The organism is Methanomicrobiales archaeon (genome assembly GCA_030019205.1).
Classification (GTDB): domain Archaea; phylum Halobacteriota; class Methanomicrobia; order Methanomicrobiales; family JACTUA01; genus JASEFH01.
This window is the reverse complement of the sequence record JASEFH010000030.1, coordinates 1-20,086: the sequence shown is the minus strand read 5'-3', so window position 1 is coordinate 20,086 and position 20,086 is coordinate 1. Positions and strand designations below refer to the sequence as shown.

Annotated in this window: 30 protein-coding genes; 27 read left to right on the top strand and 3 right to left on the bottom strand. The window is 63.7% G+C overall.

The window, feature by feature from the left end:
• The 3 genes from QMC96_12290 to QMC96_12280 all read left to right on the top strand — a co-directional run.
• Positions 1–4,376 (top strand): hypothetical protein (locus QMC96_12290; protein ID MDI6877536.1); only part of this gene is annotated, 4,376 nt, incomplete at its 5' end.
• Between the two features lies 1 nt (position 4,377).
• Positions 4,378–4,719 (top strand): hypothetical protein, encoded by a 342-nt coding sequence (locus QMC96_12285; protein ID MDI6877535.1) that lies wholly within the window; start codon positions 4,378–4,380, stop codon positions 4,717–4,719.
• Entirely contained in the window at positions 4,716–5,612 is an 897-nt protein-coding gene (locus QMC96_12280; protein ID MDI6877534.1) for a hypothetical protein, read from the top strand. Before QMC96_12285 ends, QMC96_12280 begins: the two co-directional genes overlap by 4 nt.
• 31 nt (positions 5,613–5,643) lie before the next feature.
• Here QMC96_12280 and QMC96_12275 read toward each other — a convergent pair whose 3' ends face one another.
• The gene (locus QMC96_12275) at positions 5,644–6,321 is read right to left on the bottom strand and encodes an FxLYD domain-containing protein (protein MDI6877533.1); all 678 of its coding nucleotides are present in this window, start codon (positions 6,319–6,321) and stop codon (positions 5,644–5,646) included.
• Between the two features lie 45 nt (positions 6,322–6,366).
• On the bottom strand, positions 6,367–6,756 hold the full coding sequence (locus QMC96_12270; GenBank protein MDI6877532.1) for a hypothetical protein: 390 nt from the start codon (positions 6,754–6,756) through the stop codon (positions 6,367–6,369).
• 155 nt (positions 6,757–6,911) lie between these two features.
• Between QMC96_12270 and QMC96_12265 the strand changes: the two genes are divergently transcribed.
• The 5 genes from QMC96_12265 (at position 6,912) to QMC96_12245 (ending at position 10,295) form a co-directional block, all read left to right on the top strand.
• Entirely contained in the window at positions 6,912–7,190 is a 279-nt protein-coding gene (locus QMC96_12265; GenBank protein MDI6877531.1) for a hypothetical protein, read from the top strand.
• A 17-nt stretch (positions 7,191–7,207) separates the two neighbouring features.
• Positions 7,208–7,492: a DUF2080 family transposase-associated protein gene (locus tag QMC96_12260; protein ID MDI6877530.1), complete on the top strand. Its 285-nt coding sequence runs from the start codon at positions 7,208–7,210 to the stop codon at positions 7,490–7,492.
• Between the two features lie 10 nt (positions 7,493–7,502).
• A complete protein-coding gene (locus QMC96_12255) occupies positions 7,503–7,868 on the top strand; it encodes a hypothetical protein (protein MDI6877529.1) in 366 nt (121 codons plus the stop codon).
• 20 nt (positions 7,869–7,888) lie between these two features.
• On the top strand, positions 7,889–8,236 hold the full coding sequence (locus QMC96_12250) for a hypothetical protein (GenBank protein ID MDI6877528.1): 348 nt from the start codon (positions 7,889–7,891) through the stop codon (positions 8,234–8,236).
• 838 nt (positions 8,237–9,074) lie between these two features.
• Positions 9,075–10,295: a tyrosine-type recombinase/integrase gene (locus QMC96_12245; GenBank protein MDI6877527.1), complete on the top strand. Its 1,221-nt coding sequence runs from the start codon at positions 9,075–9,077 to the stop codon at positions 10,293–10,295.
• Positions 10,296–10,486: 191 nt separating this feature from the next.
• Here the strand turns inward: QMC96_12245 and QMC96_12240 are convergent, their stop codons facing one another.
• Positions 10,487–10,759: a ribbon-helix-helix protein, CopG family gene (locus QMC96_12240; GenBank protein ID MDI6877526.1), complete on the bottom strand. Its 273-nt coding sequence runs from the start codon at positions 10,757–10,759 to the stop codon at positions 10,487–10,489.
• A gap of 91 nt (positions 10,760–10,850) precedes the next feature.
• On the opposite strand from QMC96_12240, the gene QMC96_12235 reads away from it, so the two are divergent.
• From QMC96_12235 to QMC96_12145, 19 genes are all read left to right on the top strand, one after another.
• Positions 10,851–11,039, top strand: a complete 189-nt coding sequence (locus QMC96_12235) for a hypothetical protein (GenBank protein MDI6877525.1) — start codon at positions 10,851–10,853, stop codon at positions 11,037–11,039.
• Entirely contained in the window at positions 11,036–11,188 is a 153-nt protein-coding gene (locus tag QMC96_12230; GenBank protein ID MDI6877524.1) for a hypothetical protein, read from the top strand. Before QMC96_12235 ends, QMC96_12230 begins: the two co-directional genes overlap by 4 nt.
• Positions 11,189–11,220: 32 nt before the next feature.
• Complete coding sequence (locus QMC96_12225) at positions 11,221–11,418, top strand: hypothetical protein (protein MDI6877523.1); 198 nt, start codon at positions 11,221–11,223, stop codon at positions 11,416–11,418.
• A 111-nt stretch (positions 11,419–11,529) separates the two neighbouring features.
• Complete coding sequence (locus QMC96_12220; GenBank protein ID MDI6877522.1) at positions 11,530–11,679, top strand: hypothetical protein; 150 nt, start codon at positions 11,530–11,532, stop codon at positions 11,677–11,679.
• Between the two features lie 161 nt (positions 11,680–11,840).
• Complete coding sequence (locus QMC96_12215) at positions 11,841–12,116, top strand: hypothetical protein (GenBank protein ID MDI6877521.1); 276 nt, start codon at positions 11,841–11,843, stop codon at positions 12,114–12,116.
• Between the two features lie 33 nt (positions 12,117–12,149).
• The gene (locus QMC96_12210) at positions 12,150–12,347 is read left to right on the top strand and encodes a hypothetical protein (GenBank protein MDI6877520.1); all 198 of its coding nucleotides are present in this window, start codon (positions 12,150–12,152) and stop codon (positions 12,345–12,347) included.
• The gene (locus QMC96_12205) at positions 12,347–12,889 is read left to right on the top strand and encodes a hypothetical protein (GenBank protein MDI6877519.1); all 543 of its coding nucleotides are present in this window, start codon (positions 12,347–12,349) and stop codon (positions 12,887–12,889) included. Before QMC96_12210 ends, QMC96_12205 begins: the two co-directional genes overlap by 1 nt.
• Positions 12,889–13,632, top strand: a complete 744-nt coding sequence (locus QMC96_12200) for a hypothetical protein (GenBank protein ID MDI6877518.1) — start codon at positions 12,889–12,891, stop codon at positions 13,630–13,632. The genes QMC96_12205 and QMC96_12200 overlap by 1 nt, the downstream gene beginning before the upstream one ends.
• A complete protein-coding gene (locus tag QMC96_12195; protein ID MDI6877517.1) occupies positions 13,629–13,946 on the top strand; it encodes a hypothetical protein in 318 nt (105 codons plus the stop codon). The genes QMC96_12200 and QMC96_12195 overlap by 4 nt, the downstream gene beginning before the upstream one ends.
• A complete protein-coding gene (locus tag QMC96_12190) occupies positions 13,946–14,104 on the top strand; it encodes a hypothetical protein (protein MDI6877516.1) in 159 nt (52 codons plus the stop codon). Before QMC96_12195 ends, QMC96_12190 begins: the two co-directional genes overlap by 1 nt.
• A 1-nt stretch (position 14,105) precedes the next feature.
• Complete coding sequence (locus QMC96_12185) at positions 14,106–14,402, top strand: hypothetical protein (GenBank protein MDI6877515.1); 297 nt, start codon at positions 14,106–14,108, stop codon at positions 14,400–14,402.
• 465 nt (positions 14,403–14,867) lie between these two features.
• Positions 14,868–15,017, top strand: a complete 150-nt coding sequence (locus tag QMC96_12180) for a hypothetical protein (GenBank protein ID MDI6877514.1) — start codon at positions 14,868–14,870, stop codon at positions 15,015–15,017.
• On the top strand, positions 15,014–15,289 hold the full coding sequence (locus QMC96_12175; protein ID MDI6877513.1) for a hypothetical protein: 276 nt from the start codon (positions 15,014–15,016) through the stop codon (positions 15,287–15,289). Before QMC96_12180 ends, QMC96_12175 begins: the two co-directional genes overlap by 4 nt.
• Complete coding sequence (locus QMC96_12170; GenBank protein ID MDI6877512.1) at positions 15,286–15,546, top strand: hypothetical protein; 261 nt, start codon at positions 15,286–15,288, stop codon at positions 15,544–15,546. Before QMC96_12175 ends, QMC96_12170 begins: the two co-directional genes overlap by 4 nt.
• Positions 15,518–17,785 (top strand): hypothetical protein, encoded by a 2,268-nt coding sequence (locus QMC96_12165; GenBank protein MDI6877511.1) that lies wholly within the window; start codon positions 15,518–15,520, stop codon positions 17,783–17,785. The genes QMC96_12170 and QMC96_12165 overlap by 29 nt, the downstream gene beginning before the upstream one ends.
• Positions 17,786–18,139: 354 nt before the next feature.
• Complete coding sequence (locus tag QMC96_12160; GenBank protein MDI6877510.1) at positions 18,140–18,358, top strand: hypothetical protein; 219 nt, start codon at positions 18,140–18,142, stop codon at positions 18,356–18,358.
• A gap of 423 nt (positions 18,359–18,781) precedes the next feature.
• On the top strand, positions 18,782–19,030 hold the full coding sequence (locus QMC96_12155) for a hypothetical protein (protein MDI6877509.1): 249 nt from the start codon (positions 18,782–18,784) through the stop codon (positions 19,028–19,030).
• Between the two features lie 124 nt (positions 19,031–19,154).
• On the top strand, positions 19,155–19,625 hold the full coding sequence (locus tag QMC96_12150) for a hypothetical protein (GenBank protein MDI6877508.1): 471 nt from the start codon (positions 19,155–19,157) through the stop codon (positions 19,623–19,625).
• Positions 19,625–19,894, top strand: a complete 270-nt coding sequence (locus tag QMC96_12145) for a hypothetical protein (protein ID MDI6877507.1) — start codon at positions 19,625–19,627, stop codon at positions 19,892–19,894. The genes QMC96_12150 and QMC96_12145 overlap by 1 nt, the downstream gene beginning before the upstream one ends.
• Positions 19,895–20,086: the final 192 nt, after the last annotated feature.

The window sequence follows — 20,086 nt, the reverse complement described above, 5'->3', positions numbered from 1 at the left end:
TCTCGGCGACCGAGGATACGGTCCTGTATCTCTACTACGACCCGGACCACGCCGATAACGATACCTACGTCGGCGCGATCGGGAGCATCCCGGGGCGGGCCGTCTGGAGCAATGGCTACGCGGGCGTCTGGCACATGAAGCCATCTGGAGGTCTGGTGCTGGACTCAACCGCGAACGCGAACCACGGTACGATCTACGGGGCGACGGTCACACAGGGGCCGCTCGGGCGGTGCCTGTCGTACGATGACATTGACGATAAAATAGAGGTGTATCCGCACACTGGCCTGACGGGCGTGACGAACAATCTCTTGGTACAGGTTTACTTCAAGACCCCCGATCACACCGACCGGCTGGGACTTGCAGCGGTCTGGTCTGGAGGTATTAGTAACCTGGCTTGGTTCTTTGAGATCAGCGGCCCGGTGGGGACGATCCGGTTTGCAGCGTCGCAAACCAATCCAACATATTCCGTTTGGGCCTGGCCTAACGTCGTCTTGGACAATACGTGGCATACTCTCGCGGTCTTGTGGGCGGCCGGCAATCATCCCGATCTGTATATCGACGGGCAGAAACAGACGCGAGCATCGGACGGGGCTCTAATAACGTCAATATGCCCCATCGATTACAAGTTTGAAATCGGGGCGATGAATCGATATTTCTACGGGGACATGGCGGCATTGCATGTGCTCAGCGACACCCCGTCTGCAAATCCCGCCTGGATCGCCGCCACGAACGCCGCCCTGACCGATACCCTGGTCGCCTACACCGCCGACCTGGTGAAGATGGGCGTCGGGACGGTCCCGCCGGCCCGGGTGGTCGTCTGGGGCGACAACGAAGACGGGCAGCGGGACGTTCCCGAAGACCTGATCGCGGTCCAGATCGCGTCTGGCAGCTACCATACCCTGGCGCTGCGGTCGAACGGGACGGTAGTCGCCTGGGGCCAGAACGACGACGGGCAGTGCGACGTCCCGGACGGCCTGATCGCCGTCCAGGTCGCCGCCGGCGCCTATCACTCCCTGGCCCTCCGGGAAGACGGGACGGTTCTCGCCTGGGGCCAGAACTACGACGCCCAGTGCGACGTGCCGCCGGGTCTGGTCGCGACCCAGGTCGACGGCGGCATGTGGCACTCGATCGCCCTCCGGGCGGACGGGTCCGTCGTCGCCTGGGGGAACAATGCCGACGGGCAGTGCAACGTGCCCCCGGGCCTGGTAGCGATCCGGATCGCCGCGGGGGACTACCATTCCCTCGCCATCCGGGAAGACGGGACCGTGGTCGCCTGGGGAGACAACAGCAGCGGCCAGTGCGACGTCCCGGACGGCCTGATCGCCGTCCAGGTCGCCGCCGGGGTGAACCATTCCCTGGCGCTCAAGGCGGACGGGTCGGTGGTCGCCTGGGGGTCGAACCTCGACGGGCAATGCAACGTGCCCCCGGACCTCGTCGCGGTCCATATCGCCGCCGGGTCCTATCATTCCCTGGCAATCAAAGAGGACCGGTTGGTCGTGGCGTGGGGCTGGAACTATAAAGGACAGTGCACCGTCACGCCGGGCCTGTATGCCAGCTGGATCGACGGCGGCGAACTGCACGCGGTGGCGGTCGTCGGACCGCCGCCGACCGAACCGGTGACCGGCTGGGGGTTTCCGAAAGCGAAGATCACGATCGACCATACCCAGGTCGACGAAGATAGCACGATCGTCCCCCTGAAAGTGGTCCTGTCCACGACCGGTCTCGGGCTCGGGCGGGACCTCGGGATCCTGGTGACGGCGATCGGGTCGAACTGGAAGAAGCTGGCGATCGCCACGGCGGACGGCATGCACTGCTACGTGGGGGTGGCGGAATGGGACCCGTCCACCGGGCACGGGATCGTATACGTGAACGTGCCGGCGGTCTCGGCGACCGAGGATACGGTCCTGTATCTCTACTACGACCCGGACCACGCCGATAACGATACCTACGTCGGCGGCGTCGGGAGTTCGCAGTGGCACACGATCTGGACCCAGTTCATGGCCCTGGAGGTGGCCGACCGGTACGAAGTCGGCTGGGGGTTCCCGAAACTCGTGATCGGGATCGACGGCTACGGCACGCTCTGGGAAGACATAACCGAGTTCCCGATCGCGGTGATCCTGCGGGCGTCAAGCGGGCAGACCGGCGCGGACCTCCGGCCGGTCATGACGACGCTCGGGACCCGCTGGAAGAAGATGGCCGTCGCCACGGCGGACGGGACGCCCTGCCCCGTCGAAGTCACCGAATGGGACCCGTCGACCGGATTCGCCCTGTTCTTCGTGAAGGTCCCCTATATCTCCGCGGCCGGGGATACTCCGCTATACTTCTACTACGACCCGGACCACGCCGATAACGATACCTACGTCGGCGCGATCGGGAGCATCCCGGGGCAGGCGGTCTGGCCGGTCAGCCGGTACGAGGCCGTCTGGCACATGAAGGCGGACGGCGGGCTGGTGAAAGATTCGACCGCGAACGGGAACGACGGGACCCTGCACAACGTCGAGACGGTCGACGGGCCGTTCGGGAAATGCCTGCACTTCAACGGCACGGACGCGAAGATCTCGACCGGTAAATCGACGGTCGACCTCGGGATCGACGGCATCAACAACACGTCCGTCCATCTATGGGCCTATCCGGCCCTGGCGAACGGCGGCGGGCTGTTCGAGTGCGGGACGGAAGCGGCCGGCCAGGAGTTCGGTCTCCGGACCGTCGACGGAGTCCCCGGGCAGTTCCTGGCCCAGCACGGCGGCGGGGCGCCCTACGATTATACGTTCGATTCGGGCTATGCGGAGTTCGACCGCTGGCTCCATGTCGCGCTCGATATCCTGTACGATCCTTCGTACGACGTGAGTTCAGACGCCTGGTGCCAGGGGAAGAGGAAAAAAACCGTATATCAGGACTATACTACCGGTACGGCCAAACCGTTCGAGATCGGGCACTGGTCGGACCAGTACTTCGGCGGCCGGATCGCCGAGTTCCGGATCGAACGGTTCACGACGGACGAATGCGTGGCGTGGACGCCCGTGATCGACCGGGTCTTCGCGAACTACCGCACCCTGGCCGATGCCATGCAGCGGTATGCGTTCCTGCCGCCGCTGGCCATCCTGGAGACGGGGTGGAGCGTGGAGCTGTATGTCGACGACTGGGTGGCCCTGCACGGCGACCTGCCGACACCGCTCGACATCCTGGAGGTCCGGGTCCGGGACGCCTTCAACCGGTTCGCCCGGACCGCTGCGGTGCTGGTCGCCGACCCGGACGGCTCGATCGCGGCTGCGTCGCCGCCGGGGACGCCGATCCTTCTCTACTGTTCGGAGACGGGCGCCGACCCGTTCCTCCTCCGGTTCGGCGGGTTCGTGATCGACCCGAAGACCGACGCGGACACGACGACGCTGGAGCTGCTCAGCTTCGACTTCTGGCTCAAAAAACGGATCGTCTATTACGGGTTCGCCGGGTCGACCGTCTCGGCAGCACTCCAGTACCTGATCGAGACCTATACCCCGCTCGCCTGGAACCCCTCCGCGGTCCAGGTGGTGAACGATGTCACCTTCACCCGGGAATGGAAAGGCACGCCGCTCGACGAGGTGATCGCGGAACTCGCTGCCCTGTCGGCGGACGAAGAGTTCGGGGCGGACGATACCGGCACGTTCTTCTTCCGCCCGCGGTCGGTGAACCGGTCGCCCCGGGACTTTCCGGAAGGCGACTACTACGAGGCGGAGTTCGACGAAGATGCCCGGGCCCAGGTCAACCGCGTCACCCTCTACTACGGCGAGTATCCGGACACGGGCGCGATCGCGGTGCAGGACAAGAAGGCCCAGCTGGTCCTCCAGGAACGGTTCGGCTCACCGAGGCCGGTGGTGATCGAGATCACCCGGGTCTACCCCGAGATCGCGACCGAAGACGCGGCCCGGGCGAAAGCCCGGCAGATCCTCGACGAGAAACGGTCGATCCGGACGGGCGAGCTCCGCACCTGGAACGCCTTCGCCGTCCGACCGGGCGACGTCTGCCGGGTGGAGGTCGAGGACCAGCAGGTCGACGGCGAGTTCCGGGTGGCCCAGATCGAATATTTCTGGCCGGACGGGGAGACGGCCGTCCGGCTGGCGGAGAACGCCGAAGGCGTGGTCGACGTGCTCGTGGAGATCTCCGACGAGGTCTCCCGCATCGACGCCCGGGCGGCGGACCTCGACGCGACGCTCCTGGAGGTCGTGGGCCTGGAGACCGAGCTCGAGATCGAGACGGAACTCGCCGTCTACATTACCCGCGTGCTGGCGGCGGTATTCCTCTGCGGGGACCCGGCGGCCACGAGTGCCGGCGCCCTGGGCGACACCGCGATCGGCGGCGGGGCGCTCGGCGACGCGGGAGCGCGGGAACGGGTGATCTAACGTGGTAACAGTCAATCAAGGGTTAAACCTGTACCGGGACCGGATCCGGGACGCGATCGCGAAAGTCGTGATCGGCACCGGCACGACGCCGGAGTCCGTCGCGGATACGGCCCTGCAGAACCAGGTGGCGGAGAAAGACGCCACGACGTTCGACGCCGGGACGGGCGAGTTCGTCGCCCGCGGCCGGCTGCTGACGACCGAGAACAACGGGCAGGTCCTGACCGAAGTCGGCCTGAAATCGGGGTCGACGGTCACGGAGCGGCGAACGCACGCGGCGCTCACGAAGACCTCCCTGATCGAAGTCGAATACGAGATTCTCGTCAGACTGAGGAACAAGACATGAAGACGTTTCAGGACGGGGACGCCCTGTTCGGGGCGATGGTGACGGCGCTGATGCAGCTGTGGCCCGAAGGGTCGGCCGTGGTAGCCGGCTGCACCCCCTCGGGTAGTGGGACGGCGCGGCAGGTGACGGTGGGCGCGGGGACCGTGACGGTCGGCGGGACCGCGGTACCGGTCTACCTGCAGACGAAGACGCTCGACGCGGCGACGTTCGACCGATACGACCTGATCGGCGTGAATAACGCCGGCACGGTGACGGTGACGAAAGGCACGGAGACCCGGCGGGTCCCGGCGATACCGGCGAACACGGTCCCGATCGCGATCGCGCTCGTAGAGGTCGGGCAGACGACGATGCCCGCCGACCGGCTGTTAGACGGTCGGGTGCTGGCGTCGGTCCTGCCGGCGCTGGCGATGAAGACGGACACGATCGGGGAGGTGACGCCCGGCGGCGGGGTGACGATCGACGGAGCCCTGATCAAGGACGGGCAGGTCCCGAGTTTCGCGACCACGGTCGCGGGGGATACGCTGCGGTTCAGCGACGATGCCCAGGTCATGACCTCGAACGACTATTATACGGTGCTTAAATCGTTCGTTCTTCCCGACTGGCTGGTGCAGACGTCCACGCTGCGGGTTCGGTTCGACCTGCGGGGGGGAGATGCCAACGACCGGGGATACGCCCGGATCTATTATAACGGGGTCGCGGTCGGGACCGAGCGATCGGTATACGGCGAGGTATACCAGACGTTCACGGAGGACATCCCGAACGTCGGCCAGGGGCGGACGGTCGCCCTCTGCGCAAAACGGGGATCGTATGTGGATTATGGCGCCTTCGTGCGGAACTTCCGGATCTACAGCGGGACTATCACCCCGGTCTGGGGGTTCCCGGCCTCCTGGTGACAGGTCCCCGATTTCCTCTTTTCAGGGAGGATTAATACGTCGGACCGACGCCGAGTTTATACGATTCTACCTCATTATATGGGTCGTAATACCGGATCTCGAACGACCAGGTCTCCCCCGGGTCCAGGTTCCGGATGAAGTCCGCGCCGTTCCCGACCAGGTTGCCATTAGAATCGTAGAATTTGGCCTCGACCGATCCGGCGGTGATGCGATCCGATCCGACATTCTTCGCAGTCCCGAGGACGTAGACGAAATAACCCGAGGTGCCGACATCGAACTCGTGATCCAGGATCTGGAGGCGGTCCCGCCCGCTGACGGCCGGCGGCGTGGTGATCGGGGGCGGCGACGGGTCGGCGATCTCTGCGAGGATATCCGGATCGGCGTGCCCGACGACGTTCGGGAGGCCGGTCTCGACGGCCTGGTAGCTGAACGTATCGACTCGCCCGGCGACCCGCACCCAGGCGCTCGAGGCGTCCGGCCGGTAGACGGTCTGGACCCGATACCCGGTGCCGGTATCAGCAAGAACGATCATCGCCATGCTCGGATCGCCGACGGCTGCCTGGACGATGTCGCCGACCTGGTACTGGCCTGAGGTCGAGGTCGTGGGCGTGGTGGATCCACCGGTATATTCGTACTGCGTGCGGGAGGTGCACCCGCTCGCTGCCACGAGCAGGGCGGCGAGGATGAGCAGGAATGCGAGTCTTTTCATGAAGGAGAACTGGCGGGAGCGATAGAAATAGTTTTTGCCATGGTGTCACCGCTTCCGCATCTCTTGCCGCAGCGCCGCGATCTGCTCCGCGTTCGAGGCCTGCAGGCGGGCAAACATCTCGTCGAACCGCGCCTGCATCTCCTGGATCTGCTGCTCCTGCCGTTCCAGCTGCTCCTGCGCCGCCGCATCCTCCAGGACGACCGGCCGCTCGATGTACAGCCGGTGCTGGTTCGCCCGGTAGAACCGCGCCAGGTCGTCTTCGGTCAGCCGCACGTAGGCGCTGCTCAGGTAGCCGCCCTCGTGGCCCATCAGCATCTCCACCTCGTCGTACCGCCCCAGCCGCGTCCGGAAGAACTTCCGTAGCGAGTGGATATGGTAGAGCGCTCTCCCGGTGCTCGGGTCCGTCCCGGCATAGCCGGCCTTTCGGGCGGCCACGGTCCACATGGCCAGGAGGTTCGAGTAGCTCGTCGGGAAGGTGTGCAGGCATCCCTTGAAGGATCAGGTCAAGGAATGGTTACCTCGATCTATCCTTTGTGCGATAGATATATATACCAATACGTATAATATATGTATTGCAAGAGGTGTAAGAGATGCAGAAGATCCTGACTAAGTTCAGCCCGGAGATCCGGGAGGCGGTCGCCGCAGAAAAGCTTGTGAAGATCCCCCGGTTCCCGGTGGCGGAGTGTTACTTTGTGACCCCCGAGATGGAGCGACTCTACAAAGAGCGCACCGGGCGCGAGATGCCTGGGATATGCGTGGTCTGCAAGCAGTATCCCGCGATTATGACTTGCGATGGCCCGCGGCTCAAGGGCATCCCCGATGGCATCGAGGTCTACTTACAGTGGGCGGACAAGCATCCACAGCAGTAACTTTTGAGGGTGATAAAATGACAACCCGCAAAACGGTAACTACTACCCACTCCCGGTACACTGTAGATGGGGCAGCGTCGGAAAAGTTGATCAAACTCATGGAGGCACCATACGAGCAGACCGTCTCAGTATGTGACTTGGAGACTGGGGAGGAGATCCCGCGTCCAGACCGCTACGAGATCGTAGGCTACGAGGCCCTGGAGCGCGTCCCGCGGCACTACTCCGGGCAGAGCAGCGCGACACTCTACCTGCCGCTGGAGTGGGCAAACAAGAGGGTCAAGGTTGTGAGGATCGACCCGTGAGGTGAGAGAAATGGAAACACGAACCCCCCCTACAACGCTCACCGGCGACGCCTGCCGCCGCCTGGAGAGGATCATCCGCGACGACCTTGAGCACGCGACCGTCTCATCTGCGATGGTGCTCGTCGAGGAGAGCGGCCGGATCGTCATCAACGAACTCGTGCTTCGGCTGGAGGACGGGCGCATGGTGACCCTCATGCCGCTCGATATCCCGGCCGAGACTGCCGTCGACCTGCGGCTGGACATCTACGACGACCACCTCCCCGGCGGTCACGGGTGGCGCGAGGCGACGGTCGCGGAGGACTACGCTGAGGAGCTCGCGGACCTCACGCAGGTCTGGTGCCCGGAGCCGGACACGGTGGAAGAGGCGAGGTTGTAGTTTTGTGCGTAGGTGACAACATGGATGAGATGTTTGAGATCATCAAGGCGGGCGCGGCTGACGCCCCGCCGGAGCGGGCTCTATACCGCATCCAGCACACATACTCGGACGGATCCGGGTCCCGGCTCAACGTAGATTGGGATGGGCTGCTCCGGGTGCATGAGTTGATCCACGAAACGATCGCGTTAGAGGGGTGCGTCTGCGAAACCTGCGATACCAAGGGTTGCCACCGTCCGGCGACGTGGGAAATCGAGTGCCGAGGGGTCGGGGTATCCGGCCGCCTCATCTACTCGTGTGACGAGCATTGCCCAGATCCGGCGGCCCTATCGCCGCAGGACGAGATCCGCAGGCTGGTAGAGGAACGATAGCATGGGAAACGACTGTTGGTACTACCGAGCCCAATACGCAGGCATGACAAAGGTCTGCATGCGGACGAGCTCCGTTGAGCGGGGCCGAATCGTGCGGTTCGGCCTCTGCCCCATCTCCGCTTCGCGGTCCAGGTGGGCGGTCCCGGTCTTCACGACGGGCCGCGTGGGCGTCAGTTCGCCAGGTTCCAGGAACTCCTCCCCTAACCTGCCGGATCCAGACGATGACCTCTTCGTCCTTGAGCAAGCATGCAGGGGAGCGCCTATCATCCATAGGGAGATGTGGGTCAACGCCATCAACGAACTCGTGCTTCGGCTGGAGGACGGGCGCAGATCCCGGCGAGGAATGAGGGATGAAAGCCAAACTGAAGATCGAAGAGACTCGGGCCGGGTCGCGGTGATCCTGCTAGACCCGCCCGACTAATTCTCTTTTTCCTGACGGATTCGAACACTTCGTCCTGAATCCGCCCGGGGGATTCCAAGATAAAACTGGGGGTGGATGCGGCCGGGGCGATCGGTCTCATGGGCTTCATCTTTTTGATCATGCCGACGATCGCGTGGGGCGCTCCGATTAACGAGGCAACTCAACAGGTCTCCGATTTTGTCGTCACTGCGGTGCTCGCACTGGTATCCTATGCAGTCGGAGATGCTTTTGGAAGTCTTGGGTAGATGGCAGTTACGGGACCTCGAGGGTAGTCGAGGCACAAGAGATAATAAATCAAACCTGAAATTTGGACGCGATCGCAAAAAGGCTTTAGACCTGACTAGAAAAGAGCCTTCGCCGGGCTTAAGACTCGTCAGATTAGAAGCCTTTTTTAGTATGGCGGGGGTAGTCATAGTCATGGATGAACTGGCATTTTACCCCAACGCCGAGAAGTACGGGTGGGAGGCGACTCTCCGCAAGGGGATCCGGGAGGAGACGATCACTGCCCAGGACGAGAGCCTGATCCGCGAATACCTCGAAGAGAAGAAGGCGAACGACCACATCCAGCTCCTTCGGGTGAACAAGATCACTTCCATCCTGGTGAATTTCCGCAGATTTTTGACCCGACCCTACTCGGAGGCAGGTATGGGGGATGTCTTCGCGGCGATCAATGGTCTGAAGGAGTACCGGAACCTGCAGGGCAAACCGTACACTCAGAACACAATTCACACTTACGTCCAGATCGTGAAACCGTACCTGCTCTGGTTGATCGAGAATGAGTACAGTGCTCTCCCTGAGAAGAAAGTGAAGAAACTCACGGGGCCCGGGGTGGATGTCAATACGACCGAGCCCGAGGACCTCTGGAGCGTGGAAGAGATCCAGAAACTCATCGAGGCCTGCAAGTACTCGCGGGACCGGGCGGTCGTCTCACTGCTCTACGAATCCGGCTGCAGGATATCAGAGTTGGGACGGCTGCGCTGGAAAGACGCGACCTTCGACCCGTACGGCGTGAAACTCTACCTGGACGACCGAAAGGAAGACAAGAAACGATATGCCCGGCTGACGATGGCTCGAGCCTACCTCGCGACCTGGAAGGCCGACTGTCCGGACGCGTCGCCGGACGCACCGATGTTCACGAACCTCCAGGACAAATCCCCGGTGGAGTACATCACGATCATCCGGCTTCTTGAGCGCCTGAAGAAAGATGCCGGGATCACGAAGCGGCTCACGCCGCACCTCTTCCGGCATTCGCGGATCACGCACATGATTGCGCAGAACTACCAGGAGAGCGTGATCAAGAAGACGATGTGGAACAACCTGAATACGAAGATGCTGGAGACCTACGTGAGCCTGGGCGAGGACGATATCGACGCGGAGATGTTGGAGCGGCAGGGAATCCAGAGGAAGAAGGTGACCGCGGTCGCGAACCCCCTCGCCCCGGTGCCGTGCCCGAACTGCCATACGCCCAACCGGCCACAGGCCCGGTTTTGCGATGTCTGCGGGCGTGGCCTGTCGGATGAGGCGGTGGCAGAGGAGGGCGAGCTGAAACAGGATGTCGTGAACGATCCGGAAGCGCTGCAGGATCTCATCGACCGGCGGATCGCGGAGGCGCTGAAGAAGAGGGGCGAACAGAATTAATTATTTTTATAAAAATAGATTTATTCGGTTGGTTTTATCGCTTCCCTCTCCTGCAGGATATCCCGGATAACCTGCCGGATCCAGACGATGACCTCTTCGTCCTTGAGCAAGCATGCAGGGGAGCGCCTATCATCCATAGGGAGATGTGGGTCAACGCAATACTTATGGCTTCGGCGTGAGCGGTGCGAAAGTTACTTCCTGCCTTTTTCCTTCTCCTCCCCGGGGGCATGATACGCATGCTCCTGCTCCATGACGATCCGGATAATTTCCCTGCCTTCATCGGAGAAGAGCAATTCTTTCAAGGCATCTTTTTGGGTTTGTTTGAACTCCTGAGCATGCAACTCGTGGAATACGGCCTGTCTCAAGAACTCAGATAATGATGCATATTCTCCAGCATCCACGAGTTCCTGAATCTTTGCTTTGACTTTTGGGTCTACTACGACGTCTAGCTTATTTTCAGCTATAATATGATTATTATCTGATTATTATATTATCACTTTCTGACTACTATCGGTAGATTTATATTATGAGACAACTATGAGATTATTGTCTCATATGGCAAAAGATGAAGTGACAAGATTTACTGTCCAGCTCTCCGCTGGAGACAGGAAAATCTTGCAAAAACTCGTCGACAAGGGCATTTTTATGTCCGACAGCGATGCCCTTCGCACCGCAATCCGGACGCTCGGTGCGCAGTATGGCGTGACGAGTATAGACGATGTGCCGGAGGAAGCGAAAGTATGAACCAACCGAAGCGCGTCCCCCGCGATGCGGTGGAGGCCCTGGAGAGAGACCCGATGTACGCGGGTATCGGCGAGATCATGGAACGCCGTGGAAAGTGGAAGATTGTCGATCGAGAGGAGATGTCAACATGCACGAAAGCAGAAGCGTAGTCAGCGAGGAGAGTTCAAAGAAATCGGTTTTGATGGATAAAACTTTCGCGGGTTTTCACGAGCGCGCGGTCGAGCACGACCAGGAGGACGACGGCCTGCAGCACCGGCCGAAGGCGCTCTTCTACTGCCGCCAGTGCGGGTGGAGGTTCTTCACGAGGCGCCAGGCCATCCAAGCGCAGCGGTACGGGTGCCCCGGGTGCGACCGGGTGGATATCGGGAAGGTGAGCTGAGATGACCCTCACCGTCAAGGGGCAGATCACCCAGGAGGACGAGGGGCTCTACCTCGCCGAGTGCAAGGATCTCGGTGCGACGGTTGAGTACGAGCGCCCGGAGGCGACAGAATGACCTCCTCAAAATCCGTATCCTGGTCGGCGCTCATCAACATCGGGAACAACGAATCGCTCGCGCTCACGGTCTCCGGCGAGGCCGCGAACCCCGACGATGCGTGGGATGATGAGGACTATACGGCAGAACTGGCGGAGGCCGACTGATACGGGAAAACCGATCTCGACGCCAGAGGCGGGGACCGCAGCCGCCAAGCAGGGGCCCCATCCAACACTCTGGCACCGGGTATAGAGCGGCGATCGCTCATATACCTTTTCCCTTCCGCTGCGGCTGTTTTCCGACCACGTATGAACTGTGAGATACGAGCATGAAGTCCGAACCCTATCGATTTTACCCGTCGGGCATGCCCGGCATCACCCTCGACCCGAAGACCGTCGAGGCCCTCCTCCAGGTGAACGCTGCCGCCGACCTGAAAGCGGCGATCCTACACCTGGGGCAGTTCCAGCTGAAATTGCTGAAGCACCCGGCCATCCTGCCCGAACCCAAGCGGGAGGAGATCCTGGGTCACGTCCAGAGCCACCTGTTCTTTCTGGAGAAGACCGAGGCGAATTTCCAGAAGTCGATCGCGGGGGGATCCCCATGAGAATACGAAAGGCGATCAGGAGGTGCATCAGGGATGACCGACCTCGACCTGCCCCGGGAAAGCATGCTGACAGAAGAGCAGGGATCCTACGTATGCCGGAACCCTGGCTGCCCGAACGTCCACCGCTGCCGGTTCTTCTATCCGAGCCAGGCCTTTATCCGGTATGCCCGGAACGCCGGGTGCGAGTTCTCCCCGATGGACGTCCAGGTGCACCTGGAGCGTGAAGGCTGATGGCCGCGAAACCGAAAGAACTGGTCCTCGGCCTGACCGTAAACCTCGAAAATTACGAAAATCTGCGGTTCGACTATCGGGCCGATATCGAGACGCCGGAGGATGCAGTCGAGGTGGCGGCGCTGGCGGCCTCGAGCTTGCTGGCGATCGCTGCGGGGGCAAAAGATCCGCACGTCCAGGAGACGATCCGGAAGAAAGTGGCCGGCCTCTTCGGGATCTCGGAAGGCCAGCTCGAGAAGAAATTCCAGCCGAAGGATGTCACGCCGGAGCAGATCGATACGGCGACGGCCAATATCCCTCCCAAGAAGAAGGCGGTCGTCAAGGACGGCCCGATCCACGGTATGGAGACGAAGATGGCGGCTCCGGCGCCGAAACCGGATAATGGGAACGGGAAAAAGGCCCCCGAGCTCGGTCCCGCGGTCGCCCAGTGCGAGAACTGCCAGGCGGGCGTGACCGCCGGCCAGAAGACGATCTCCCAGCTGTTCGCCGGGAAGACGCTCTGTAAAGAGTGCCTGAACGAGGTCCAGGGGGTGAAGGCCTGATGCCACGTGGTCGACCCCGCGGGTCCACGAACTCGCCGGAATCCATCGCCCGCCGGCAGCTGACGAATATCCGGAAACGCCTGGCGAAGGAGGGCCGACCCCCATCCCCCGAAGAGGAGGAGAAGATCCACCACTGGGAAACCGTGATCGGGCTCTGCCCGCGCTCCGCGATCGGATCTACGCGCTCCGAGACCCTCCAGGAGGACCACCGGGCCCCCACCGGTGCCCCTCCGGTGGCGGAGGAGGAGGTGCCGACGAGCACCCCCTCCGAACCTGTGACCTACGACCACCGGAGCGGCGGGATCCCCGATGCCGATGGCCCCGAGGACCGCCTGGTCCGATGCCTGGAGGCGGAGGTCCGGGCGGCCGTCGCCCCTCTCCAGATGCGGCAGGATGCCCTGGAGGAACAGATCAAGGATGCCCGATACGATATCGGGATGCTCACCAGGCAGCTCGTGAAATTTTCCGAGCGGCTGGAGCAGCACGACCACCCGCCCCCCGAGATCCTGCAGCAGCTCGTCTCCGGCGACCAGGCCCTCCGGAAATGGGTCGAGAACCAGGAGGCGGAGATCCGCCGCCAGCTGGACACCATCGAGGATCAGCACCGGCAGGATCTGAAACGGGTCGAGGACACGATCGCCGTCACCGACGGCATGCACTACGTCGCCGACATCCTGAAAGAGATCAACAAGAACCTGCAGAAACTGACGAAGGCCGTGCAGGGGCCGGGGGGATCCCCATGACCGCGGTCTCGGTCCGGGCCCTCTGGGAACTGGCGCAGCGGCCGGGCAACCGGATGGACGCGATCCTCACGGCGGAGCAGAAGGCGTTCCTCGCGGAGGCGGAGACCCTGGACAACCACCCGAAGGCCTACGCCGGGCGCCGGGTGACGGTCCGCTGCCGCTGCGGGGAGACCTACACCTGCGAGCGGCTCGAGGCCTACCTGTCCCAGATGGATAGCGGGTGCCGGCTGCTCCTGGAGCGGTTCCGCAAGGTGAAACCCTGCCCGGCCTGCGGGTTCGCCGAGGGGCGGGTCGTCGTCCCGGGGGGATCCTGATGGCGTTCATTCCATCCGAAGCGACCTGCCGGGGCTGCGAGTTCGTGAAGGTCCACCCGACGATCTCGAAACTGCAGCCCTGGTGCCGGCTGGCCCGCCGGAGTCTCTCGAATATCCGGGAGATCCCGCTGGAATGCCCGAAGAAGGGGGCGGTCTGATATGGAGATCGGGAAGAACCCCCGGCTCGTCGGGAAACGGGCCGTCCTCTACCGCGACGCCGTGGAGCGGTTCCAGCTGGCGTCCGAGGAGGTCCGGACGACGTTCCGGACGGGCACGACGGCCGAGCAGATTTACCTGGACTGCCTGAACATGGCGGTCCTCTACGGCAAGAGCATGCTGGTCACGAACGACACGAAGGACCGCATCACCCTGAAGCTGGTGCACAACTACTGGATCTCGGGGCTGAAGGTGACGGAGATTGGCGTGCCGAAATGCCTCGTGGAGGCGGTCAAGTGAACACCGAGTTCTGGATCCTCCTCTTCATGGTCACCCTGTACGCGATCCTGGCCGGGTGCCTCGGCGGCGCGATCCTCTATTTCATGCGGAGGATAGCTGCATGACGCCCGAAGAGATCCTCCGGGAGGTCCGGAAGCACGGCAAGCGGGCCCAGGGCCGGCAGGAGTATATCGGCCACCTGAAAGGCCTGCACCTGTCCTACCGGCAGCGGTGCCTGGCGAAGTGTTACGAGTGCATGACCGGTTACGTCGACGGGATCGGGGACTGCGGGGATCCCACCTGTCCGCTCTACCCGTCCATGCCCTATAGGCGGAAGGACCGTCGCCCGCAAACGTCGCGTGCAGGGTCCCCGTGCATGCGGAAAAATATAGGAACCGGGACCCGACCCCCCACTCCTGTAAAATCACACGGTGAAGGGGGCCCGATCGCCAGACCCCCGAAAACCACCCCCGGGAGCGTGACGGGATGAGCCGGCAGATGACCACCCGGAAGTGCAAGGCGAGGGGGTGCCCCGACCTGGTCCTGGTGCCGGGCGCGTTCGGATACCGCTGCCGGGTGACCGGCCGGATCCCCCGGTACAACCCGAACGGGTGCCCGAAGGGGGGGTCCGGATGAAAGGGACCTCGCGGCGGCAGGCGAACAAAAACGCCGTCCTCGCCTACCTCCGGGCAGCGGTGCAGCGGGGCGAGACCTACTTCAAGTCGGGCGAGATCGCACCGTCGATCGGGCTCGTCCCCTACCAGATCGGGATGGCGTTCCGGGACCTCTCGATGGATCCGGAGGGCGAGCTCGTCGTGGTGAAGTGGTCGACCAGCCACCGGAACGGAGACGTCTGGAAGGTGACGGCCCGGACCTGTCCAACCGACGGCGAAGAGGTGCCGGCATGAACCAGCCCGGCTGCCGCCCGTGGAGCGGATCGATCGAGGGGGCGGTCTGGAGGCTGCAGATCGGCACCCCGGACCCCGACCGGTTCCAGGCGGCGCTCGCGTCGACCTGGGACGTGCGGGTCTGCCTGGCGGGGCGGGAGATCCCGCGGGATATCCGGCCCCGGGACCTGCAGCCGGTGAACCCGTGCCATGCATGCGGCGCCGGATCCTGCACGTGCAAAGACGGAGGTGGCCGCCATCCTGCACCGCGACGCTGACGGGTCGGTCTGGGACGTCAACCCGGACGGAAAGACGTCGTACAACGGGGAGATGGTCACCTACCGGGAGCTCGAGACGATCCTGCAGGCGGCGGGGAAGAAAGGGCACCGTATCCGGGCGGCCCCCGGTGCAGCGGCGTGCAACGATGCAATACCCTGCAACGATAGAACGCCGGCACCGTCCCGGGACCCTGTCCCGGCCGCTCTCGCGGCGATCCACCAGGACGTTCTCGAGCCGCTCCGGCCCCTCCTGGAGGACCTGCAGCGGCGCCGGCCGGACCTGACGCCCGACGAATGGACCGCCCTGGTCTGGCTGGAGCGCCCGGCCGGCCGGCCCCCGCGGGAGGTCTGGGACCTCTGGCAGGCGTTCGAAGGCCTGACGGCCGAGCCCGACCCGGCCCCGGTCCCCGAGACGGTCGCCGAGCCCGACCCGGCCCCGGTCCCCGAGACACCCTGGTCCCTGGTCCCCCTGGAACGGGTCGACGATATGGCGATCGAGGACCTCTGGGCCCTCATCGACTGGCTGCAGAAAGAGTTCGAGGTCAAACCGCCCCGCGGGGCCGATATGCTGGCCCTGCCCGACCTGCAAGCCTGGGTCCGTGAACAGGTCCGGAGCGACGGCGTGCACCGCCGCTGGCTCGAGATCGAGCGGCGGAAGGAGGCTGACCGCATCGCGAAACTCCGGCGGATCGGCGTCTCCGACATGCGGGTGCGGGACCTTACCGACATGGCCCTGACGGCCGTCGTCCAGGCGAACAGTCCGCCCATGGTATTCGTGCGGTCCGGTGCCCTGACCCGGATCACCTACGACGAGAAGGGGACCCCGTCGATCCGGTTTATGACCGAGGCGATGGTCACTCACCTGCTGGAACGGTGCGCCGATTTTTATAAATATCGGAATATCGGGACCCGGGCGAAACCGGAATGGGAAGAGGTACCGGTCCCGCCGCCCGAGAGGGTCGTCACGGACTTCATGCAGCTCTACGACTGGCCGCTGCCGCCGCTGCAGGGGATCGTCGAGGCCCCCTTAATCCTCCGTGACGATACCCTGGTGACGGAACCAGGATACAACCCGGCGACTCAGCTCTATTATGCACCGGCGCCCGGCCTGGTCCTGGCGCCCGTGCCCGCCCGGCCTTCTAAAGCGGACCTGCAGAACGCCGTCGACCTCCTGGAAGAGGTCTTCTGCGATTTTCCGTTCGACGGCGAGGCCTCGAAGACGAACTGCCTCGCCGCCCTCCTGACGGCCGTCCTGCGGCCCCTGTTCCCGGGGAACGCCCCGATGGCCCTCTTCGATAAACCTCAGGCCGGCACCGGCGCCACCCTGGCCGCCGAGGTGATCGCCCTGGTGGCCACCGGCCGGCCGGCGGCGATGATGACGGCGCCCACGACCGAGGAGGAGTGGAAGAAGACGATCACCGCGATCCTGTTCCAGGGCCGATCGATCGTCGTCGTTGACAACATTAAAGGTGTGCTGGACTCCGACGCCCTGAACTCCGTGCTGACCTCGGACGTCTGGGAGGACCGGATCCTCGGGCGGACCGAGATGATCTCGACACCCGCCCGGGCCGTCTGGATCGGCACGGGGAATAATATCCCGCTCGGCGGCGATATGCCTCGCCGATGTTACCGGATTCGCCTGGACGCCCGCGTCGCCCGACCCTATCAGCGGACGGGGTTCAAGCACCCCGAGATCAAACGGTGGGTCCTGGAGAACCGCGGTCGCATCCTTGCCGCCATCCTCACGCTCGCCCGCGCCTGGGTCCAGGCCGGCTGCCCGAAACCGAAGGGGATCCCCGTCGTCGGTGGGTTCGAGGGGTGGCGGGACACCATCGGCGGGATCCTGGTCCATGCCGGCCGCTCGAAGTTCCTCGCCAACCTGCAGGAGATGTACGAGGAAACCGATATCGACACGCCCCAGTGGGAACGGTTCCTCGAGCGATGGCACGCCATCTGGAAGGACCGGCCGGTTATCCTGGCCGACGTCTACCAGCACCTGCTGAACGAGGCCTCGTCGGTCCGCGTCGAGTTCGCCGAGGAGGTCCGTCTCCTGGACGTTCTCCCGGATGAACTCCTGGACGCCTGGGAGGCAAAGAAGAAGAGCTTCACGAAAGCCCTCGGGAAAGCCCTCAGCTCGAAAAATAAGGTGATGTTCCCGAACGGCCTGACCGTCGTCAAGGGGACCGAGGACAAAACCCGCAAGGTCGTGCAGTGGCAGGTGGTCGCATGCGACCCGTGACCCTGCACCCGGGGTTTCCCGGGGTTTCTGAATACCCCGTCGGGAAAAGTGTGTCGGCCCGGGGTTTCCCGGAGTTTCATTCCACTCTGCAGGAAAACTGTGTCGCCGCCCGGGGTTTCCCGGGGTTTCATCCTGCCCTGCAGGAAAACTGTGTCGCCCGATCTCGGGATCTCTCCGGGGTTACCGGGGTTTTCCGGGGTTTCCCTCCCCTACCCCGGAGGGAAAATATGATCCGGAAAATACTATTTACCGGTAATGGGGTTCCACAAACCCCGGCAAACCCCGCAAACCCCGGGCCCACCAGTCCACTCGAAGTATCGCCCCCCGACCATCGTTTCATCTGGAGGTTATCCTATGCACAGAGTAGACACGCCCCGCGGAACCCGCGACCATTCGGCCCCCTCGACGATCGAGGCGGTCCGCGTCTACACGGTCCGGACCTGGGGAAGTATCGAAGTCGACTGTATCGTCCCCGACGAGTGCCCGATCGCGGTCCTCGATCTGCCGCCGACCGCGGCACCCGTCGAGGCCCGTCGCGGGACCCGCAAGATCTCCGGAGGTGGGGGACCGTGACCTGCACCTACCGTATGGACGACGGCCGCTGCTGGTGGGGCTATTCAAACTGGTTCGGCCTGCGGTGCCTCCTGAGCCTCTGCCGGAAATGGCGGACGGAAAAACTGCGGAGGTGCGGTCAATGAGGTGCTCCGCGGCGGCCTGCACCCGCCCGCTTGACGGGACCGTGGTCCACGAGAACGCCGACCCACGGGTCCCGGGCCAGACGAAAGCCTATCATCTGCAGTGCTGGCTCCAGGAGATCGGAAGACGGTCTCGGGCCGGGTCCGCCGCGGCTCGAGGGGGAGGGGGTGCGCCCCCCTCTCCCCTCACTGAGGGGATCCAGGAAGTCCCGCCCCGGCCGGTTCGTCTCCGGACGACGGGGTCCCGGCGGCGGGACCGCCAGCTCTGGGAACGGTGGTATGCCGAGCAGGAGGGATCGGCGTGACCCGGCCGGTCCTCTACATCTCCGGACCCTTCCAGGACGCCGACCCGGTCCACGGGATCGAGCGGAATATCCTGAAGGCCTCGGCGGCCGCCCTGGAGGCCTGGCAGAAAGGCTGGGTCGCCCTCTGCCCGCACAAGAACTGCAGCGGGTTCCAGCACGTCGGCGATTACGAGGCGGACTTCTGGATCGAGGGCGACCTGGTCCTCCTGGCCCGCTCCGTCGCCAGATGGGGGACGCGATCCTGATGCTGCCCGGGTGGGACCGTTCCCTGGGGGCACAACGGGAATACCGGGCGGCGATGCTGCAGGGGCTCGAGGTGCACTTCTACGCCGGCCCGGGCAGCGTGCCGTGGGTCCAGGAGGGATCTGGATGATCTTCAACGAGGCCCAGCGGCGGTTCTGCCGGACCGCCTGCCCGAAAATGGACGTGCATCCGGAGTGCCGGGTCTGCGAGCTCGAGAACCCGCATATCGTCCGCGAGGACGTGCGGGCCGGCCACCCGCGCCGCCTCGAGCTGCACGTGCACCCGGGCCGCACCTGGGAAGGGGAGGAGGTCCACCTCCTGGACGCCGCCGACGTTCTCGGGCTGGTGCGGGACGGTTTTTTGATTCATCTTTACCAGGAGGGGGAGGAGTTCCTGGAACCTGGCGAACTGACGCCCACGCGGCCCGTCGTGAAGACCGGGACCGCCCACCTGGACCGCGAAGCGGAGATGGTGCGAATCAGCCTCTTCAAACACCGGGATCGAGTCTGGGTCACGGTCCCCGACTGGCTGGCCGGGCTCTACCTGGGGACCACGGCGATCGCACCGGTCCGGGAACTATTGCCGGTGGAGGGCTGATGGACGGCGAGATCCCGCACCTGGCGGAGTACCGGGCCTGGCTGCAGCAGCAGAATGTCAGCGAGAAGTACCGGCGAGCCCTGGTGCGGGACCTCCTCCGGATACAGCGGGAGTATGGCACCCTGCCGGTCGATATTGAAAAGTTCACGGTGGACTACCTGGAAAAACAGCGGCTCGGCCGGGTCCGCCGCATCCAGATCCGCATTGCCATCCGCCGCTATTGCGAGTTCCGATGGGAGAACTACCGTATCCCCTTCCACGATCCGTAATTTCGACCTTGTTCTGAAAACTATATAGCTCGATGCGTTCCCATGCTTGATCACGCCAAGCAGGGGTCCCATGCCCGTTTCCCAGCTCACCGACTGCCCGTTCTACTTCGATCCTTACGGCTGCACCCGATCCCTATCGTCCGCCGCCCGCTGCCTCGCCCATACCCTGACCCGAATGTTCGGGATCCGGAC

Bases quoted from the DNA above. Each gene is read 5' to 3' on its own strand.
- QMC96_12195 (MDI6877517.1), top strand. From the start codon at position 13,629: ATGACCGCGGTCTCGGTCCGGGCCCTCTGGGAACTGGCGCAGCGGCCG.
- QMC96_12260 (MDI6877530.1), top strand. From the start codon at position 7,208: ATGACAACCCGCAAAACGGTAACTACTACCCACTCCCGGTACACTGTA.
- QMC96_12210 (MDI6877520.1), top strand. From the start codon at position 12,150: ATGACCGACCTCGACCTGCCCCGGGAAAGCATGCTGACAGAAGAGCAG.
- QMC96_12145 (MDI6877507.1), top strand. From the start codon at position 19,625: ATGGACGGCGAGATCCCGCACCTGGCGGAGTACCGGGCCTGGCTGCAG.
- QMC96_12275 (MDI6877533.1), bottom strand. From the start codon at position 6,321: ATGAAAAGACTCGCATTCCTGCTCATCCTCGCCGCCCTGCTCGTGGCA.
- QMC96_12225 (MDI6877523.1), top strand. From the start codon at position 11,221: ATGGATAAAACTTTCGCGGGTTTTCACGAGCGCGCGGTCGAGCACGAC.
- QMC96_12250 (MDI6877528.1), top strand. From the start codon at position 7,889: ATGGATGAGATGTTTGAGATCATCAAGGCGGGCGCGGCTGACGCCCCG.
- QMC96_12235 (MDI6877525.1), top strand. From the start codon at position 10,851: ATGGCAAAAGATGAAGTGACAAGATTTACTGTCCAGCTCTCCGCTGGA.
- QMC96_12215 (MDI6877521.1), top strand. From the start codon at position 11,841: ATGAAGTCCGAACCCTATCGATTTTACCCGTCGGGCATGCCCGGCATC.
- QMC96_12180 (MDI6877514.1), top strand. From the start codon at position 14,868: ATGAGCCGGCAGATGACCACCCGGAAGTGCAAGGCGAGGGGGTGCCCC.
- QMC96_12170 (MDI6877512.1), top strand. From the start codon at position 15,286: ATGAACCAGCCCGGCTGCCGCCCGTGGAGCGGATCGATCGAGGGGGCG.
- QMC96_12190 (MDI6877516.1), top strand. From the start codon at position 13,946: ATGGCGTTCATTCCATCCGAAGCGACCTGCCGGGGCTGCGAGTTCGTG.
- QMC96_12280 (MDI6877534.1), top strand. From the start codon at position 4,716: ATGAAGACGTTTCAGGACGGGGACGCCCTGTTCGGGGCGATGGTGACG.
- QMC96_12220 (MDI6877522.1), top strand. From the start codon at position 11,530: ATGACCTCCTCAAAATCCGTATCCTGGTCGGCGCTCATCAACATCGGG.
- QMC96_12150 (MDI6877508.1), top strand. From the start codon at position 19,155: ATGATCTTCAACGAGGCCCAGCGGCGGTTCTGCCGGACCGCCTGCCCG.
- QMC96_12245 (MDI6877527.1), top strand. From the start codon at position 9,075: ATGGATGAACTGGCATTTTACCCCAACGCCGAGAAGTACGGGTGGGAG.
- QMC96_12160 (MDI6877510.1), top strand. From the start codon at position 18,140: ATGCACAGAGTAGACACGCCCCGCGGAACCCGCGACCATTCGGCCCCC.
- QMC96_12175 (MDI6877513.1), top strand. From the start codon at position 15,014: ATGAAAGGGACCTCGCGGCGGCAGGCGAACAAAAACGCCGTCCTCGCC.
- QMC96_12185 (MDI6877515.1), top strand. From the start codon at position 14,106: ATGGAGATCGGGAAGAACCCCCGGCTCGTCGGGAAACGGGCCGTCCTC.
- QMC96_12255 (MDI6877529.1), top strand. From the start codon at position 7,503: ATGGAAACACGAACCCCCCCTACAACGCTCACCGGCGACGCCTGCCGC.
- QMC96_12265 (MDI6877531.1), top strand. From the start codon at position 6,912: ATGCAGAAGATCCTGACTAAGTTCAGCCCGGAGATCCGGGAGGCGGTC.
- QMC96_12230 (MDI6877524.1), top strand. From the start codon at position 11,036: ATGAACCAACCGAAGCGCGTCCCCCGCGATGCGGTGGAGGCCCTGGAG.
- QMC96_12205 (MDI6877519.1), top strand. From the start codon at position 12,347: ATGGCCGCGAAACCGAAAGAACTGGTCCTCGGCCTGACCGTAAACCTC.
- QMC96_12200 (MDI6877518.1), top strand. From the start codon at position 12,889: ATGCCACGTGGTCGACCCCGCGGGTCCACGAACTCGCCGGAATCCATC.